This window comes from Streptomyces sp. UG1 (genome assembly GCF_049974585.1).
In the GTDB taxonomy this organism is placed as follows: domain Bacteria; phylum Actinomycetota; class Actinomycetes; order Streptomycetales; family Streptomycetaceae; genus Streptomyces.
In genome coordinates this window covers 24,216-39,542 of record NZ_JBNGGG010000036.1, presented here as the reverse complement: position 1 = coordinate 39,542, position 15,327 = coordinate 24,216, and the positions used below count along the sequence as shown (strand labels likewise).

Here is a 15,327-nt window from a genome sequence, read left to right as displayed (position 1 = left end):
GGAGCCGACGCATGGGCCACCCCTTCCCGATCCGGGAGATCGCACGTCAGGCGGGCCTGAGCGAGGCCACCGTCGACCGGGTCCTGAACGCCCGGGGAGGCGTGCGCGAGAGCACCGCGCGGGAGGTCCGGCAGGCGATAGCGGACCTGGACCGGCAGCGCACCCAGGTCCGGCTGCAGGGCCGTACCTTCATGATCGACATGGTGGTGCAGGCGCCCGAGCGGTTCACCACCGCCGTACGCGCCGCCCTGGAGGCCGAGCTGCCGTCCCTGCACCCGGCGGTCGTGCGCTCACGCTTCCACTTCCGGGAGACCGGGCCGGTGCGGGAGCTGACCGGGACGCTGGACCGTATCGCCCGGCGCGGTTCGCAGGGCGTGATCCTCAAGGCACCGGACGTCCCCGAGGTCACCGCCGCCGTCGCCCGGCTCGCGGAGGCAGGCATCCCGGTGGTGACCCTGGTGACGGACCTGCCCTCCACCGCGCGCCTCGCCTACGTCGGCATAGACAACCGGGCGGCGGGCGCTACCGCGGCCTACCTCATGGGCCAGTGGCTCGGCGACCGCCCCGCCCATGTGCTGACCAGCCTCAGCAGCGGCTTCTTCCGCAACGAGGAGGAACGCGAGATGGGCTTCCGCAGCGTCATGCGGACCCGTCACCCCGACCGCACCCTCGTCGAGATCGCCGAGGGACAGGGCCTGGACGCCACCCAGTACGACCTCGTCCGGGCCGCGCTGGAACGCGACCCCGACATCCGCGCCGTCTACTCGATCGGCGGCGGCAACATCGCCACGCTGCGGGCCTTCGAGGACGCGGGCCGCGCGTGTGCCGTGCTCATCGCGCACGACCTCGACCACGACAATACCCGCCTGCTGCGCGAGCACCGGCTGTCCGCCGTGCTCCATCACGACCTGCGGCAGGACATGCGGGAGGCGTGCCACGTCGTGATGCGGGCGCATGGGGCGCTGCCGCCGGCCGGGCCGACGGTGCCGTCGCCGATTCAGGTGGTCACGCCGTACAACATGCCCGGTTAGGTCAGCCGGCGGCCGCGGGTTCGATGTGGCTGGTCGCGCCCACGCGGCGGAGCCGCATGTCAGCACAGCCCCGCGCCCCTGAAGGGGCGCTACTCGCCAGGGAAGACGATTCCGCACCGGTGGCGGATCTCGTCCATGATCCGCAACGTGGTGACAGAGTCGGCGAGCGGACGCAGCGGTGTTTCGACGAGACCGTCCTTGATGCACCGGGCCACCTCGGCGGCCTCGAAGTGCAGCCCGTCGTGGCCGATGCGCGGTTCCGGGTACGTCAATGGCGTACCGCCGCCCGCCGGGGTGAACACGACGTCGCCCGGGTGGGAGAAGGGGCCCGGCAGATGAAGGGTGCCCCGGCTGCCCGCGATGACGGCCGTGGCCGGAGTGTCGCTGAACAGCGTGGTGTGGACGACCGCCTGGCCACGCTCCGTGCTCAGCACCGCCCCGACCTGCCCGTTCACCCCGGCCGGATGCGCCGCACCGGACGCCTGGACGCTGTCCGGCGCCCCCAGCACCCACGTCGCCAGGGACACCGGATACGTGCCGAGGTCGAGCAGCGGGCCGCCCGCGAGGTCGGCGCGCAGGATGCGGTGACCGCCGTCCGGGTCGAAGTACTCACCCAGGTCCGCCAGCACGGAGCGGACCTCGCCGAGCAGCCCGGAGTCGAGCACCTGACGTACGACGTCGAAGCGCGGCAGGAAGAACGTCCACAGGGCCTCCGCGCAGAACAGCCCGCGCTCGGCGGCGAGTTGGGCGATCTCGGCGGCCTGCGCCGCGTCGATCCCGAGCGGCTTCTCGACCAGGACGTGCTTGCCGGCCTCCAACGCCAGCCGCGCACAGCCGAGATGGGCGGTGTGCTCGGTGGCGACGTACACGACGTCGACCTCGTCGTCGGCCACCAGCTCCTCGTACGAGCCGTACGCGCGCGTGACGCCGTGCCGTACGGCGAACTCCTCGGCGCGGGCCGCGTCGCGCGAGGCGACGGCCGTGAAGCGCTGACGGGTGTGGCGCCGGCCCGAGCCGATGAACCGCTCGGCGATCCAACCGGTGCCGAGCACACCCCAGTTGAGGGCCGGGGCGGACATCGGGTCGGGGGTGCGCGGGGCGGGGAGTGCGGACACGGCGTTGCTCCCGGGGGTCACAGGGCGGGGACGGAGACGGGCACGGTCCGGCCGCCGTCCCGCATGGAGGCGATCACCGCGTCGGCGACCGCGGAGGCGGTCAGGCCCCCACGGGCGGAGGCCAGCGGGGAGGGCCGCCCGGCGACGACGGCGTCGATCCACGCCTTCAGCTCCAGCCGGTAGGCGTCGCTGAAACGGGGCCGCCAGTCCGCCGGGTAGCCGGTGCAGCGGGCCCGGTCCAGGTGGCTCACGACCAGGGCGGGGTCGGCCAGTTGCAGCGCGCCGCGCTCGCAGACGACTTCGCAGCGGATGTCGTAGCCGTAGCGCGCGTTGAGGAAGGTCTCGACGGTGGTGAGCGTGCCGTCCGCCGTGTGCAGCAGCATGATCTGCGGGTCGCGCAGGCCGGGGGCCGACTCGCCCTCGGGGGCGTGCCAGGAGACCGCCGTGACCGGAGAGTCCAGCAGCCACGGCACGGTGTCGAACTCGTGGATCGCCGACCCGGTGACGCTGAACTCGCTGACCGCGCCCGGCGCCGAGGTCACACCCCGGCTCACGCAGTGCACCACCCGGGGCCTGCCGCTGCCGCCCTCACCGAGCGCGGCCTTCAGCGCGACGTACGCCGGGTCGAACCGGCGCATGAACCCGACCGAGACCAGTCCGCCGCCCGCCTTGTCGTCCTCCCGCACCACCTCGGCGCACTCCGCGACGGTCGGCGCAAGCGGCTTCTCGCACAGCACCGGCTTCCCGGCGCGCACGGCGGCCACGCTCAGCTCGGCATGGGTGGAGTCGTGCGAGGCGATGACCACCGCGTCCACGCCGGGATCGGCGATCAGGGCCCGCGCGTCGGTGCCGGAGCGCGCGCCCGGCACGGTGTCCGCGAGGGCCCGGGCCCGCGCCTCGTCGACGTCCGCCACCGCGACGACCTCGGCGTCCGGGACATCGCCGTGCAGCAGCCGCACATGGTCGGCGCCCATCACCCCCGCGCCGATCACGCCCACCCGGACCGTCATGCCGGCGCCTCCACGTCCACCCAGGAACCGCTCTCGGCGGACCGGGACATGGCGTCCAGGACGGTGGCGCTGTGCACGGCGTCCGCGAGCGTGGCCCCGTGCGCGGTGCCCTCGGCGACCGAGCGCAGGAAGCGCTGTGCCTCGATCACCTTCAGGTCGTCGTAGCCCATGCTCGTCGCCGCGCCCGGCTGGAACGCGCCGTACTCGCCGTGCCCCGGGCCGACGTACAGCGTGCTGACCGGCTGGTCCTGGTAGCTGGTGCCCCGGCTGACGCCGAGCTCACCCATGCGGCGGAAGTCCCAGAACACCGCGCCCTTGGTGCCGTGCACCTCGAATCCGTAGTTGTTCTGCTCGCCGACCGAGACCCGGCAGGCCTCCAGCACACCGCGGGCGCCGGAGGCGAAGCGCAGCAGGCAGCTGACGTAGTCCTCGTTCTCCACCGGGCCCAGCTCCCCGGTGGCGAGGGTGTGCCCGGCGGTGGCGCCGGTCGGGCGGGCCCGCTCGGGGACGAAGACCGCGGTGTCGGCGGTCAGCGAGGCGATGTCGCCGAGCAGGAAGCGGGCCAGGTCGGCGCCGTGCGAGGCGAGGTCGCCGAGCACTCCGCTGCCGCCGCGCTCACGCTCGTAGCGCCAGGTCAGCGCGGACTGGGGGTGGGCCGCGTAATCGCTGAAAAGGCGGACGCGGACATGCGTGACGGTGCCGATCTCGCCGGACGCGATCAGCTCGCGGGCGGTCTCCACGGCGGGCGCGTTGCGGTAGTTGAAGCCGACCGCGCTCTGCACGCCGGCCTTGGCCGCCGCGTCCGCGACCGCGCGGGCGTCCTCGGTCGTCAGGCCCACCGGCTTCTCGATCCAGATGTGCTTGCCGGCCTCGGCCATCGCGACACCGATCTCGCGGTGCAGGAAGTTCGGCGCGGTGATGCTGACGGCCCGCACCCGCGGGTCGGCGGCCACCTCGCGCCAGTCGCGGGTCGTCGAGGCGAACCCGAACTGCGCGGCGGCCTCCTCGGCCCGGCCGGGCACCTCCTCGGCGACGGTCACGAGCCGCGGGCGCAGGGGCAGTTGCGGGTAATGGTGCGGGATGCGGGCGTAGGCCTGGGTGTGCACCCGCCCCATCCAGCCGAATCCGACGACGGCGACGCCGAGCGTGTCCACCATTGCAGCCCCTCTTTGGACCGGTCCATTTCCTGTCCAGCCCACCTTGGGTGCGGCCAGGTGTCAGTGTCAACCCTCCCCGGCCCATCTCCGTCTCCCTTTGACAAGCGAGGCAGCGCCTGGAACGGTCCATGTTCATGAAACCGCCGACCATCCGCGACGTCGCCGACCGGGCCGGCGTCTCCAAATCGCTGGTCTCGCTCGTGCTGCGCGGCTCGGAGCAGGTGCGCCCGGAGAAGCGGGAAGCCGTCCTGAGGGCCGTACGGGAACTCGGCTACCGCCCGAACGCCGCCGCGCGCAGCCTCAGCGAGCAGCGCACCCGCACGGTCGGAGTCCTCCTCAACGACCTGCGCAACCCCTGGTTCGTCGACATGCTGGAGGGCCTGAACTCGCTCCTGCACGACAACGGCCTGCACATGCTGCTGGCCGACGCCCGCCTCAACCGCCGCACCGGCCAGGACCCCACCGGCCCCTTCCTGGACCTGCGGGTCGACGGCCTGGTCGTGGTGGGCACGCTGCCCGACCCGGCCGCGCTCGGGGCGGTGGCCGAACGGCTCCCGGTGGTGGTCGCGGGGGCGCGCGAACCGACCCTGCCCGGCGTGGACGTCGTCGCCAACGACGACGAGCGGGGCGCCCGCCTGGTCACCGAGCACCTCATCGGGCTCGGTCACCGGCACATCGCGCACATCGCCGGGTACGGCGCGGTCGGCGAGCTGCGCCGGCGCAGCTTCGAGGCGACCATGCGCGAGCACGGCCTCGCGAACGAGGCGGTCGTGGAACCGAGCGACATGACCGAGGAGGGCGGCTACCGCACGACGGTACGGCTGCTGAGCCGCGCGCAGCCGCCGACGGCCGTCTTCGCCGTGAACGACATCGCCGCGATCGGCGCCCTGTCGGCGGCCGAGGAGTCGGGGCTACGGGTTCCGCGCGACCTGTCCGTCGTCGGCTACGACAACACGAGCATCGCCCGGCTGCGCCATGTCTGGCTCACCACCGTCGACAACGCCAGCCATGAGGTCGGCCGACGCGCGGCCCGCTGCCTGCTCGACCGGTTCGAGGGCGGCGGGGGAGTGGGGGAAGTCCATCTCGCCACGCCGACGTTGGAGATCCGGGGCTCGACGGCGCCGCCGCATCCGATGCCCTAGTCGTGGAATTTTCGCGCCAATACAGCCGACAAAATTGTTGACGATTCTGTCTGGCTAGATTTACGTTCGACAGGCACTCACTCAGGGAGGGCACATGCCGAACGAAGCCCGTCCGAGCACCGGAGAGCAGGCCAAGCAGCATGCGCTCGCGCAGGTGCGGCAGGCGATCCTGCACGGCGAGATGGCACCGGCACAGCGGCTGGTGGAGAACGAACTCGCCGAGCAGTTCGGTGTGACACGGGCCAGCATCCGCGCGGCACTCATCGACCTGGAGGCCCAGGGCCTGGTCGAGCGCATCCGCAACCGCGGTTCGCGGGTGCGGGTGGTGACCGTGGAGGAAGCGGTCGCCATCACCGAGTGCCGCATGGCGCTGGAAGGGCTCTGCGCGGCCAAGGCGGCCGTGGCCGCCAGTGACGAGCAGCTCACCCGCCTCGCCGACCTCGGCGCGGCCATGACCAAGGCCGTGACCGACGGCGAACCGATGACGTACTCCGAGCTGAACCAGGAACTGCACGCCCTGATCCAGGAGTTCTCCGGCCAGCGCACGGCCGTGGAGCTGCTGGAGCGGCTCCACGCACAACTGGTGCGCCACCGCTTCCAGTTGGCGCTTCGGCCCGGTCGTCCACAGCACTCCCTGAACGAGCACCTGGCCATGATCGAGGCGATCCGGGCCAGAGACCCGCAGGCGGCCGAGGCGGCCGCCCGCGCCCACCTCAGCAGCGTGATCGAGGCGCTGCGCGACTGAGCGAGCCGGACGAGCCGGACGAGCCGGACGAGGCGAACGAGCCGGACGAGGCGGGCGCACCCTGTCACTCGAGGAGACCCGCAATGACGCACCCCGACGCGCCCGCCAGCACCCCACCCCGCTCGACCCTCGTCGTCACCGCGCACGCAGGCGACTTCGTGTGGCGCGCGGGCGGAGCCATCGCCCTGGCCGCCGCCCGGGGCGAGAAGGTCACCATCGCCTGCCTCACCTTCGGCGAGCGCGGCGAGTCCGCCAAGGCCTGGCGCGAGGGGAAGCGGTTGGCGGAGATCAAGGAGATACGCCGCGACGAGGCCGAGCGCGCCGCCGCCACCCTCGGCGCCGAGGTCCGCTTCTTCGACGCCGGCGACTACCCGCTGACCGCCACCGCCGAGCTGACCGACCGGCTCGTGGCGGTCTACCGCGAGACGCAGCCGGACGTCGTCCTCACCCACCCGGTCGAGGACCCGTACAACGGCGACCACCCGGCCGCCAACCGCATGGCCCTGCAGGCCCGGATCCTCGCGCAGGCCATCGGCTACCCGGGCGACGGCGACATCATCGGTGCCCCGCCCGTCTTCTACTTCGAGCCGCACCAACCCGAGATGAGCGGCTTCAGGCCCGAGGTGCTGCTCGACATCACCGAGGTGTGGGACACCAAGCGCAAGGCCATGGAGTGCCTGGGCGCGCAGCAGCACCTGTGGGACTACTACACCGACCTCGCCGTCCGCCGCGGCGTCCAGCTCAGGCGCAACGCCGGGCCCAACCTCGGCCTGGCCCACAAGACCATGGCCGAGGCGTACATGCGTCCCTACCCGCAGATCGCGAAGGAGCTGGCATGAGCGGCGTGATCGTCACCAACCCGCCGAGGGCGAACCTGAAGGACGTCGACGCGCTGGCCGGCTTCGGCGTGGCGACCGTGAGCGAGGCCATGGGCCGAACGGGCCTGCTGGGGCCGGGGATCCGCCCCATACAGCAGGGCGTACGAGTCGCCGGCACCGCCGTCACGGTGCTCGGCTGGCCCGGCGACAACCTCATGATCCACGCCGCGGTGGAGCAGTGCGGCGAGGGCGACCTCCTGGTCGTCACCACCACCTCGCCCTCCACCGACGGCCTGTTCGGCGAGCTGTTCGCGACCGCCCTGCACCGGCGTGGGGTGCGCGGCCTCGTCATCAACGCCGGCATCCGCGACACCCGGGAACTGCGCGACATGGGCTTCGCGGCCTGGTCGCGTGCCGTCTGCGCACAGGGTACCGTCAAGGCCACCGGCGGCTCGGTGAACGTGCCGATCGCCATCGACGGCCAGGTCATCCGCCCCGGCGACGTGATCCTCGCCGACGACGACGGAGTGGTGGTCGTCCCGCGCGAGCGCGCCCGGGAGACGGTCGAGAAGGCCGAGGCCCGCGAGACCAAGGAGGCGGCGACGCGAGCCGCGTTCCTCGACGGCCAACTCGGGCTGGACCGGTACGGGTTGCGGGAGAAGCTGGTGCAGTTGGGGGTCGTCTACACGTCGTACGACGAGTATGTGGGTGACGGCTGTGTCGGCGACGGCTATGTGGGTGGCGGTAGCCGTGTGGGCGACGAGTATGTGCGGGACGGCCGTGTGCGAGGCGACCGCGTGCGGGACGGCCGTGTGGGCGGCACCTATGTGCGCGGTGACCATGTGGCAGACGGTCATGTGGCGGATAGCCATGTGGCGGATAGCCATGTGACGGGAGGCCATGCGGCGGACGGTCATGTGGGGAGCCCCTATATGCGCGACGACCATGTGGCCGGCGACCATGGCCGTGACGACGGCCCGCGTGACGGAGACCCGTCGTGACCGGGCGGCGGCCCGCCGAGGTCCGCTGCATGCTGATGCGCGGCGGTACCTCCAAGGGCGCCTACTTCCTGGCCACTGACCTGCCCACCGACCCCGCCGCCCGCGACGAGCTGCTGCTGCGCGTCATGGGCAGCCCTGACGAGCGGCAGATCGACGGCCTGGGCGGAGCGCACCCGCTCACCAGCAAGGTGGCGGTGGTGTCGCCGTCGACCGACCCACGGGCCGACGTCGACTACCTCTTCCTCCAAGTCGCAGTCGACCGACCGGAAGTGAGCGCCCGTCAGAACTGTGGGAACATCCTCGCCGGCATCGGCCCCTTCGCCGTGGAGCGCGGGCTGGTCACGGCGGGGAAGGAGGAGACCTCCGTACGGATCCGTATGGCCAACTCCGGCGATCTCGCCACGGCGACCTTCCCGACCCCCGGCGGCCGGGTGCGGTACACGGGCGACGCCGAGATCTCCGGGGTGCCCGGTTCCGCCGCCCCCGTCGTGATCGAATTCCCGCCCGGCGCGGGGAGACTGCTGCCCACCGGCAACGTCCGCGACGCGATCGACGGCATCCCCGTGACATGTGTGGACAACGGCATGCCCACCGTCCTCGTCCAGGCATCCGACCTCAAGGTCACCGGCTACGAGACTCCCCAGGACCTGGAAGCGGACCCCGCACTCGCCGACCGACTCCACGAACTCCGCCTGAAGGCAGGCGAGTTGATGGGCCTCGGCGACGTGTGGGACACCACCGTCCCCAAGCTCACCCTCCTCGCCCCACCCCGCCACGGCGGCGCGATCACCACCCGCACCTTCATCCCGGTCCGCTGCCATACGTCGATCGGCGTGCTCGGCGCGGCGAGCGTCGCCGCCGGTCTGCGCACGGCAGGCGGCGTCGGCACGGACATCGCACAGCTCCCCACCACCGGCGACCGCATCCGCATCGAACACCCCACGGGATTCCTGGACATCGAGAGCAGCCTCGGCACCGACGCCGCAGGCCGCCCGGTCGCTCGCCGTACGGCCGTCGTCCGTACCGCACGCAAGATCTTCGACGGCACCGTCTTCCCCAGGTCCGCCGAGACGGCCCCACTCCCCGCACCCACTCCCGGAGGCCCCCGATGACCCCGCCGCTCGGCGACATCGCCCACCTCGGCCACGCCCAGCTCTTCACCCCCGACCTGGACGCCAGCGTCGCCTTCTTCACGGACTACCTGGGCCTCACCGTCAACGGCCGGCACGGCGACACCGTCTATCTGCGGACCTATGACGACTACGAGCACCACAGCCTGGTGCTCACCGCCCGCGACCAGCCCGGCCTCGGCCGGCTCGCCCTGCGCACCTCCAGCGAGGAGGCACTGCACCGCCGTATCAAGGCCATCGAGGCGGCGGGCGGCACCGGCAAGTGGGTCGAGGACGAGCCCGGACTCGGCAGGCTCTACCTCACCACCGATCCCGACGGGCATGAACACGCCCTGTACTGGGAGAGCGAGCACTACCAGGCGCCCCAGGCCCTGCGACCCGCGCTGAAGAACCAGCCGCAGGCCAAGCCCAACCGGGGCGTGGGCGTCCGACGCCTGGACCACGTCAACTTCCTCGCCGCGGACGTGCTCGCGGGCGCCGAGTTCCAGGAAGAGGTGCTGGGCGCCCGGCCCACCGAGCAGATCCAGCTGAACTCCGGGAAGATCGCGGCCCGTTGGCTGACCTTCACCAACAAGTCGTACGACGTCGTCTACACCTCGGACTGGACCGGCTCCACCGGCCGGCTGCACCACATCGCCTTCGCCACCGACACCCGCGAGGAGATCCTGCGCGCCGCCGACCTCGCCATCGACTCCGGCGTGTTCATCGAGACGGGCCCGCACAAGCACGCCATCCAGCAGACGTTCTTCCTGTACGTCTACGAGCCCGGCGGCAACCGCATCGAGCTGTGCAACCCGCTCACCCGCCTGGTGCTGGCCCCGGACTGGCCGCTGATCACCTGGACCGAGGCCGAGCGGGCCAAAGGACAGGCGTGGGGCCTGAAGACGATCGAGTCCTTCCACACGCACGGGACCCCACCGGTCGCCTGAGGCACGTATGGCTTAAGAAGCTGATGGTGGCCTGCGTCGCGCTCTCTCGCCGGCGTCGGGCTCGGCGGACTGCTGCCGAGCCCGACGCATGTCATATCTAATGGCCCGTCATATGTACTGATGAGCCGAACTGGGATATTCGACGCTCTCGCGTATTGTTGCGTCATATGCCCGCTGTGACGTGTGGCTGCGCTCGGGATGCCCGGGGCAAATGAGTTGAGCGATGAAGGGGGACGGGGGACGTGGTGGCATTTCTCGCGGTGGTGGCGGTCGTCGGGTACATGGCCAAGGCGGGTCTGCCGTGGTGGGTGGTCGCGGTGGTGGCCCTGCTGACGGCGGGCTTCGCCGCGGGTGTGTCCGGCGGCCCGGCCCGAGGCACCAGAAACACCACTGCCTTCGGCCCGACGGAGCCCTCGGCCACCCACCGCCCGACCGCACCACCCGTCTCGGTGCACTCAGGTGCCGTGGACCCGGACGACGACTGGAACGCACAGGCGCCGACCGGCACGGCGGACCGCGCACTCAGGTGAGGCGGCTTCCCGTCGCCTCCCGCAAGCACCGGGCGACGATCGCATAGCTCTCCCGTGCCTTCTCGTCGTCGCTCCCGTCGTACCCGTGGTCCACGCCGGCCACGTCATGGTGCTCGACCAGCGCCCCCGCCTCCCGCAGCCGCTCGGCGTACCGCTCGCCCTCGGCCCGGAGCAGGTCGTACTCGGCGGTGATCACCAGCGTCGGCGCGATGCCTTTCAGATCGGCGGTGTCCGAGGGGTGCGCGGGCGACACGAGCGGGTCACCGCGCCGCCGCACATCGGGGACGTACGACGTGTCGAAGACGTCGGCCATCCAGGGCCGCAGCACGGGGCGGGCGGTGGCTGCCCGCTTGTCCCGGGCATTCGTCACCAGGTCCAGCGGGGGATAGTGCAGGACCTGGAGCGCGATCGAGGGTCCGCCCGCTTCGAGCGCCTGCCGCGCCACGGCCGCCGCGAGCCCGCCACCGGCACTCTGCCCGCCCACGGTGAGCCGCTCGCCGTCCCACCCCTCCTCGGCGCCGTGCTCCGCGACCCACCGGACGATCTCGTACGCCTGTCGCGTCGGCGCCGGAAAGGGAAACTGCGGCGCGACGACATAGTCCACGTTGATCACGACCACCCCCGCCTCGGCGGCGAGGAACCGGCACAGCGGGTCGTCCAACTCGGTCAGCGCCACGACGTAGCCACCACCGTGGAAGTTGATGTGGACCGGCGGTGCGGTGTCGGTGTTCTGGGGGAGATACACCGTCGCCCGGGCGGGTGCGACCGCCGTGGGGATCGTCAACCGGCGTACCTTGCGCGGGTATTCGGGGAACCGGGCGTGCGAGGCGGCGGCGGAACTCCGACCGCCGGAGCGGCGGTCCGCAAGGACCGTCACGCGTTGCATCACCTTGGCGACGAGGGCGGCCACCGCGGGCCGGGCCAGGAGGGACATGTGGCTTCCGTTCGGTCGCGGCCCTTGGGCCTGCCCCACCACGGGGATTCTATTGAGATAGTCAATTATAGGTAGCGACAATTATGAGTCAATGGTGGGACCGATCGGGGCGCTGCCCGTATGAGGTAGGGTTGACCTGCATGATCACGCGCCTCACCGCGTGGTGTGCACCGGGACGTGGCGCAGCTTGGTAGCGCACTTGACTGGGGGTCAAGGGGTCGCAGGTTCAAATCCTGTCGTCCCGACGGTTGTGACCAGCAGGTTTGCCGGAAGCGGCAGGCCCGCTGGATGCGTTCGTGTGACACGTGAAGGCGGCGTGATGGCAACCGGGGGACGCTCGGCGGCCGGTCTCAGGCCGCGCGGTCTGCTTTGGCCGGGGCGGTCTGGTGGTGTTTGCGGTCGGCGTGGGTCAGGGCCTTGTCGATGGCGGTGACGGCGTCCCGGGCTGCGTGGGGCAGCAGGTGACCGTGGAGGTTGACCGACGAACCCGGCCGACCGGGCGAACGGGCTGACCGAGCGCGTCGTACGGCGAGGTCAAGGCGGTGCCGGTCGTCCGGCCGGGGCGTCGGTGCCCGAGGCGTCCGCCTCCCTGTGACGAGCGTCGTTCGCTTCAGAGGGGCGTGTCCCCCGCGGTGCCGTGCCGTGCGGTTCACTCCGGCGTGCCGGCACCGCCTTCCGGATCGGTGGCGTTCGGCTCGATGCCCGTGGCGCCGACCGTCTCCCGCCAGGCTTCCAGGCCGGCCTGGAACGCGACGATGCCGGCTTCCGGGAGGGCGATCTCGATCGCCTCCAGGATCTCCTGCGGGGTGACCCCGAGGCCCAGGGCGACCCGGATATGACTCTGAATGTGTCCCTTGTCGGCTCTCATCACGGTCAGGCTGAGGACGAACAACAGCTCCTTGGTGCGCCGATCCAGGGCGCGGGGAGCCAGATAAGCCGCCTTGACCAGGCCGTTCGTCGCCTGCAGGACGTCGAAGTCGTACCGCGCCATGACCTTGTGATAGTCGAGGACGTACCCGCGGTCGCGGGCCATGGCGTCGATGTACTCCTGCGCGGCTTTCGGCGGGACCGGATCGGCCGTCATCCTCGCCCTCCTTCGTACGGGCCGGTGCGGACGTGGTGGGTGACGGCGGCGAGGAGGCGGTTGGACTGACGCACGAGCAGCTCACGCACACCTCCCTGGAAGGACGCGAACTCGTCGTCGTCCGCCAGTTCGGCACGCTGCTCGGTGATCACGACGCCTCTCCCTCCGTGACGGGAACCGAGTGCCAGGCGTCCTTGGACTCCGTGGACCGCGACGGTGCGAGCAGCCGTTCGAAGGCGCCGGTCACCGTCGCCAGGTCGCGGGGATCGGTCAGGGCCGCGAGATACCGGTCGGGGCGGACGACGGCGACGCTGCCCTGGTGCCGGGCGAACCAGTCCCGCAGGGTGCCGTCGACGTCCTCCACCGTCACCGAGTCGGTCGTCGACCTGCGCCGCTCGCCACGGGACCGACCGGAGCGGGACTCGACGACGGTGAGGTAACGGGTGCCGAGGCGGTCCCAGAAGGCACGGCTCTCGGCATCCAGATGGACGAGCGGATCATTGCCGTAGCCGATGAGGGCGAACCACTCGCCGAGTGTCTCGTCCAGCGGCAGCACCCGCCCTTCGGCGGTCTCCACCCTCGGCTGGACGAACATTCTGCCCACCGGTGAGTTCTTCGGTGCCGTCCGTCGGCTGTGCAGCATGATGCCCTCGGTGTACCGGGGGACGGGCTTGAACCTCATGTGCACCAGCCAGTTGCGGACCGGCGGTGCCGCGGTGAGTCCACGCACCACGGTGTCGCGCGCCCGGGCCACGGTGCGGCTCGTCGGGGAGAGGAACCGGCCGATGGCGTCCGACAGTTGCACCATCGCCCGGGCGTGTTCGCGCCGCTCGGTGTCGTACGTGGCGAGGATCCTCGGATGGGCGCGACCGGTGACGACGGCCGCCAGCTTCCAGGCGACGTTGGTCGCGTCGCGTATGCCGGTGTTCATGCCCTGCCCCGCCCAGGGGGGCATGAGGTGGGCGGCGTCGCCCACGAGGCAGATCCGGCCGTCCACGAAGCGGTCGGCCACGCGGGAGTGATGGGTGTAGACGCGGGCGCGGATGATGTTGAGCGCCGCGGGGTCGGGCACGTGCCCGGCGAGGAGTGCGTGCACCTTCTCGGGCCGGAGCATGGCCTCGGCGTCCTCGCCGGGGAAGAGCATGAACTCCCAGCGGCGGTAGTCGTAGGGCAGGTCCAGGCAGACGTACGGGCGTCTCGGGTCGCCGTGCAGTCCGGTGTACGGCGCGTCGAGCGGATCGTTGTCGCATTCGATGACGACCCACTTGCGCGGGTGGGTGTCTCCGCTGAGCGGGATGCCGAGTTGCTCGCGCACGGTACTGCGGCCGCCGTCGGCGGCGGCGACGTACTCGGCGTGGACGAGCACGGGTTCGCCCTGAGGGCCTGTGACGTGCAGTCGTGCCTCGACGCCGTCCTGCTCCAGGCGTATGAGTTCGTGCCCCAGCAGGGACTGGACATGGGGATGGCGTTCGAGGCCTGCGCGGAGTGTGCGCTCGGCGAGCTGCTGCATGAAGATGTTCCGCCGGGGCCAGCCGAACTCCTTGGTGTCCGGCCGTATGTCGGCGAGACAGTGGCCGTTCGCGGCGAACATCTTCAGCGGCACGTTCTGGATCATGTCGGCGAGCATGTCCTCGGCGAGGCCGATGCCCTGGAAGCTGCGCAGGCACTCGTCGTCCATGCCGACCGCGCGCGGGTAGTCGACGATCTCCTCGCTGCGGTCGATCAGCAGGGTGCGCACTCCGTAGAGGCCGAGGTAGTTGGCGACCGTCACACCGACGGGCCCGGCGCCGACCACGGCCACCTGGGTGCGGTGCTCGACGGGTTCGGTCATCGGGCGACCTCCGCACTCCTGAGGAATCCGGTCACGTGGTCATGGAAGAGATCCGGGGCGTCGTCGTGCACGTAGTGGCCTGCCCCGGGGACGTCCACCGTGTGGATCCGCGGGTTGCGCCGCGCCATCGCGGCCGCGGTGGCGACGGGGAGGAAGTCCGACTCCCCGCCCCTGACCACCAGGGTCGGGCACCGAAGGGCCTCGACGTACGGCCACAGATCCACCTGGCGGGCCGGATCCGGGTCGAGGCGGGCAGCCGCGATGCCCGCCAGGTCGAACTTCCAACGCCAGCGGCCCTCTTCGTCCGGTGTGAGGGTGTGCCGCAACCTGGAGTCGAGGGCGCTGTCGGAGATGTTGGGACGGATGCCGCGCCAGTACGCGCGGGCCGCCTCCCGGCTGGCGAAGTCACGTGGGGCGTCGGCGACTTCGCGCTTGATGCGCTCGGCTCCCTCGCCCGACAGTGACGAGCCGGGCCCGATGTCCTCGACCACCGCCGCGCCGACCCGCTCGGGGTGTCGCGCCGCGTAGACGTACGCCGTGGTGCCGCCCATGGAGTGGGCCAGCAGCACGAACCGGTCCAGGCCGAGGCGGTCGGCGAACTGCTCCAGATCGGCGACGTAGGACTCCGTGTAGTACGCGCCCTGCGGATCCCACTCGCTGTCGCCGCGCCCCCGCGCGTCAGGGGCCAGGACGCGGTAACGGTCCGCGAGCCGCTCGGCCAGCGGCTGGAACGTCCGGGCGTAGCTGCGCAGGCCGTGCAGCATGACGATCGGGGGCCGGTCCTCGTCGCCCCACTCGACGTAGTGGGTGCGCAGCCCGTTGAGCGTGATGAAGCGGTCGCGCCCGACCGGGGCGGTGTCGGTGGCCATA

15 protein-coding genes, 1 tRNA gene and 1 pseudogene are annotated in these 15,327 nt (G+C 71.5%); 9 read left to right on the top strand and 8 right to left on the bottom strand.

Going from position 1 to position 15,327, the window contains the following annotated elements; genetic code table 11:
• Window positions 1–11: 11 nt before the first annotated feature.
• The gene (locus ACP4J3_RS34610; RefSeq protein ID WP_426540255.1) at window positions 12–1,031 is read left to right on the top strand and encodes a LacI family DNA-binding transcriptional regulator; all 1,020 of its coding nucleotides are present in this window, start codon (window positions 12–14) and stop codon (window positions 1,029–1,031) included.
• A gap of 89 nt (window positions 1,032–1,120) precedes the next feature.
• Here the strand turns inward: ACP4J3_RS34610 and ACP4J3_RS34605 are convergent, their stop codons facing one another.
• The 3 genes from ACP4J3_RS34605 to ACP4J3_RS34595 are packed head-to-tail and all read right to left on the bottom strand — an operon-like array spanning window position 1,121 to window position 4,313.
• The gene (locus ACP4J3_RS34605) at window positions 1,121–2,146 is read right to left on the bottom strand and encodes a Gfo/Idh/MocA family protein (protein WP_426540254.1); all 1,026 of its coding nucleotides are present in this window, start codon (window positions 2,144–2,146) and stop codon (window positions 1,121–1,123) included.
• 17 nt (window positions 2,147–2,163) lie between these two features.
• Complete coding sequence (locus ACP4J3_RS34600) at window positions 2,164–3,156, bottom strand: Gfo/Idh/MocA family oxidoreductase (RefSeq protein ID WP_426540253.1); 993 nt, start codon at window positions 3,154–3,156, stop codon at window positions 2,164–2,166.
• Window positions 3,153–4,313: a Gfo/Idh/MocA family protein gene (locus ACP4J3_RS34595; RefSeq protein WP_426540252.1), complete on the bottom strand. Its 1,161-nt coding sequence runs from the start codon at window positions 4,311–4,313 to the stop codon at window positions 3,153–3,155. Before ACP4J3_RS34595 ends, ACP4J3_RS34600 begins: the two co-directional genes overlap by 4 nt.
• Window positions 4,314–4,447: 134 nt before the next feature.
• Here ACP4J3_RS34595 and ACP4J3_RS34590 point away from each other — a divergent pair, with 134 nt between their 5' ends.
• The 7 genes and pseudogenes from ACP4J3_RS34590 to ACP4J3_RS34560 all read left to right on the top strand — a co-directional run bounded on the left by ACP4J3_RS34590 (window position 4,448) and on the right by ACP4J3_RS34560 (window position 10,608).
• On the top strand, window positions 4,448–5,455 hold the full coding sequence (locus ACP4J3_RS34590) for a LacI family DNA-binding transcriptional regulator (RefSeq protein WP_426540251.1): 1,008 nt from the start codon (window positions 4,448–4,450) through the stop codon (window positions 5,453–5,455).
• A gap of 94 nt (window positions 5,456–5,549) precedes the next feature.
• Complete coding sequence (locus ACP4J3_RS34585) at window positions 5,550–6,200, top strand: GntR family transcriptional regulator (protein ID WP_426540250.1); 651 nt, start codon at window positions 5,550–5,552, stop codon at window positions 6,198–6,200.
• Between the two features lie 83 nt (window positions 6,201–6,283).
• Window positions 6,284–7,039 carry a PIG-L deacetylase family protein gene (locus ACP4J3_RS34580; protein WP_426540249.1) on the top strand — a complete coding sequence of 252 codons (756 nt, stop codon included), beginning with the start codon at window positions 6,284–6,286 and terminating at the stop codon, window positions 7,037–7,039.
• Window positions 7,036–7,731: pseudogene (locus tag ACP4J3_RS34575) on the top strand (4-carboxy-4-hydroxy-2-oxoadipate aldolase/oxaloacetate decarboxylase); the annotation flags it as partial. The gene ACP4J3_RS34580 and the pseudogene ACP4J3_RS34575, both read left to right, overlap by 4 nt.
• 317 nt (window positions 7,732–8,048) lie before the next feature.
• Window positions 8,049–9,131: a 4-oxalomesaconate tautomerase gene (locus ACP4J3_RS34570; RefSeq protein ID WP_426540331.1), complete on the top strand. Its 1,083-nt coding sequence runs from the start codon at window positions 8,049–8,051 to the stop codon at window positions 9,129–9,131.
• The gene (locus ACP4J3_RS34565) at window positions 9,128–10,078 is read left to right on the top strand and encodes a catechol 2,3-dioxygenase (protein ID WP_426540248.1); all 951 of its coding nucleotides are present in this window, start codon (window positions 9,128–9,130) and stop codon (window positions 10,076–10,078) included. Before ACP4J3_RS34570 ends, ACP4J3_RS34565 begins: the two co-directional genes overlap by 4 nt.
• A gap of 242 nt (window positions 10,079–10,320) precedes the next feature.
• The gene (locus ACP4J3_RS34560) at window positions 10,321–10,608 is read left to right on the top strand and encodes a hypothetical protein (protein ID WP_426540247.1); all 288 of its coding nucleotides are present in this window, start codon (window positions 10,321–10,323) and stop codon (window positions 10,606–10,608) included.
• Here ACP4J3_RS34560 and ACP4J3_RS34555 read toward each other — a convergent pair.
• On the bottom strand, window positions 10,601–11,542 hold the full coding sequence (locus ACP4J3_RS34555; protein WP_426540246.1) for an alpha/beta hydrolase fold domain-containing protein: 942 nt from the start codon (window positions 11,540–11,542) through the stop codon (window positions 10,601–10,603). The genes ACP4J3_RS34560 and ACP4J3_RS34555 overlap by 8 nt on opposite strands.
• Before the next feature lie 171 nt (window positions 11,543–11,713).
• On the opposite strand from ACP4J3_RS34555, the gene ACP4J3_RS34550 reads away from it, so the two are divergent.
• A tRNA-Pro gene (locus tag ACP4J3_RS34550) sits at window positions 11,714–11,787 on the top strand.
• Between the two features lie 404 nt (window positions 11,788–12,191).
• Here the strand turns inward: ACP4J3_RS34550 and ACP4J3_RS34545 are convergent.
• From ACP4J3_RS34545 to ACP4J3_RS34530, 4 genes are read right to left on the bottom strand one after another with little or no spacing between them, the layout of a single operon-like run.
• A complete protein-coding gene (locus tag ACP4J3_RS34545) occupies window positions 12,192–12,626 on the bottom strand; it encodes a carboxymuconolactone decarboxylase family protein (RefSeq protein WP_426540245.1) in 435 nt (144 codons plus the stop codon).
• Window positions 12,623–12,778: a hypothetical protein gene (locus ACP4J3_RS34540; RefSeq protein WP_426540244.1), complete on the bottom strand. Its 156-nt coding sequence runs from the start codon at window positions 12,776–12,778 to the stop codon at window positions 12,623–12,625. The genes ACP4J3_RS34545 and ACP4J3_RS34540 overlap by 4 nt, the downstream gene beginning before the upstream one ends.
• Entirely contained in the window at window positions 12,775–14,457 is a 1,683-nt protein-coding gene (locus tag ACP4J3_RS34535; protein ID WP_426540243.1) for a bifunctional 3-(3-hydroxy-phenyl)propionate/3-hydroxycinnamic acid hydroxylase, read from the bottom strand. The genes ACP4J3_RS34540 and ACP4J3_RS34535 overlap by 4 nt, the downstream gene beginning before the upstream one ends.
• Window positions 14,454–15,326 carry an alpha/beta fold hydrolase gene (locus ACP4J3_RS34530; protein ID WP_426540242.1) on the bottom strand — a complete coding sequence of 291 codons (873 nt, stop codon included), beginning with the start codon at window positions 15,324–15,326 and terminating at the stop codon, window positions 14,454–14,456. Before ACP4J3_RS34530 ends, ACP4J3_RS34535 begins: the two co-directional genes overlap by 4 nt.
• Window position 15,327 lies beyond the last annotated feature (1 nt).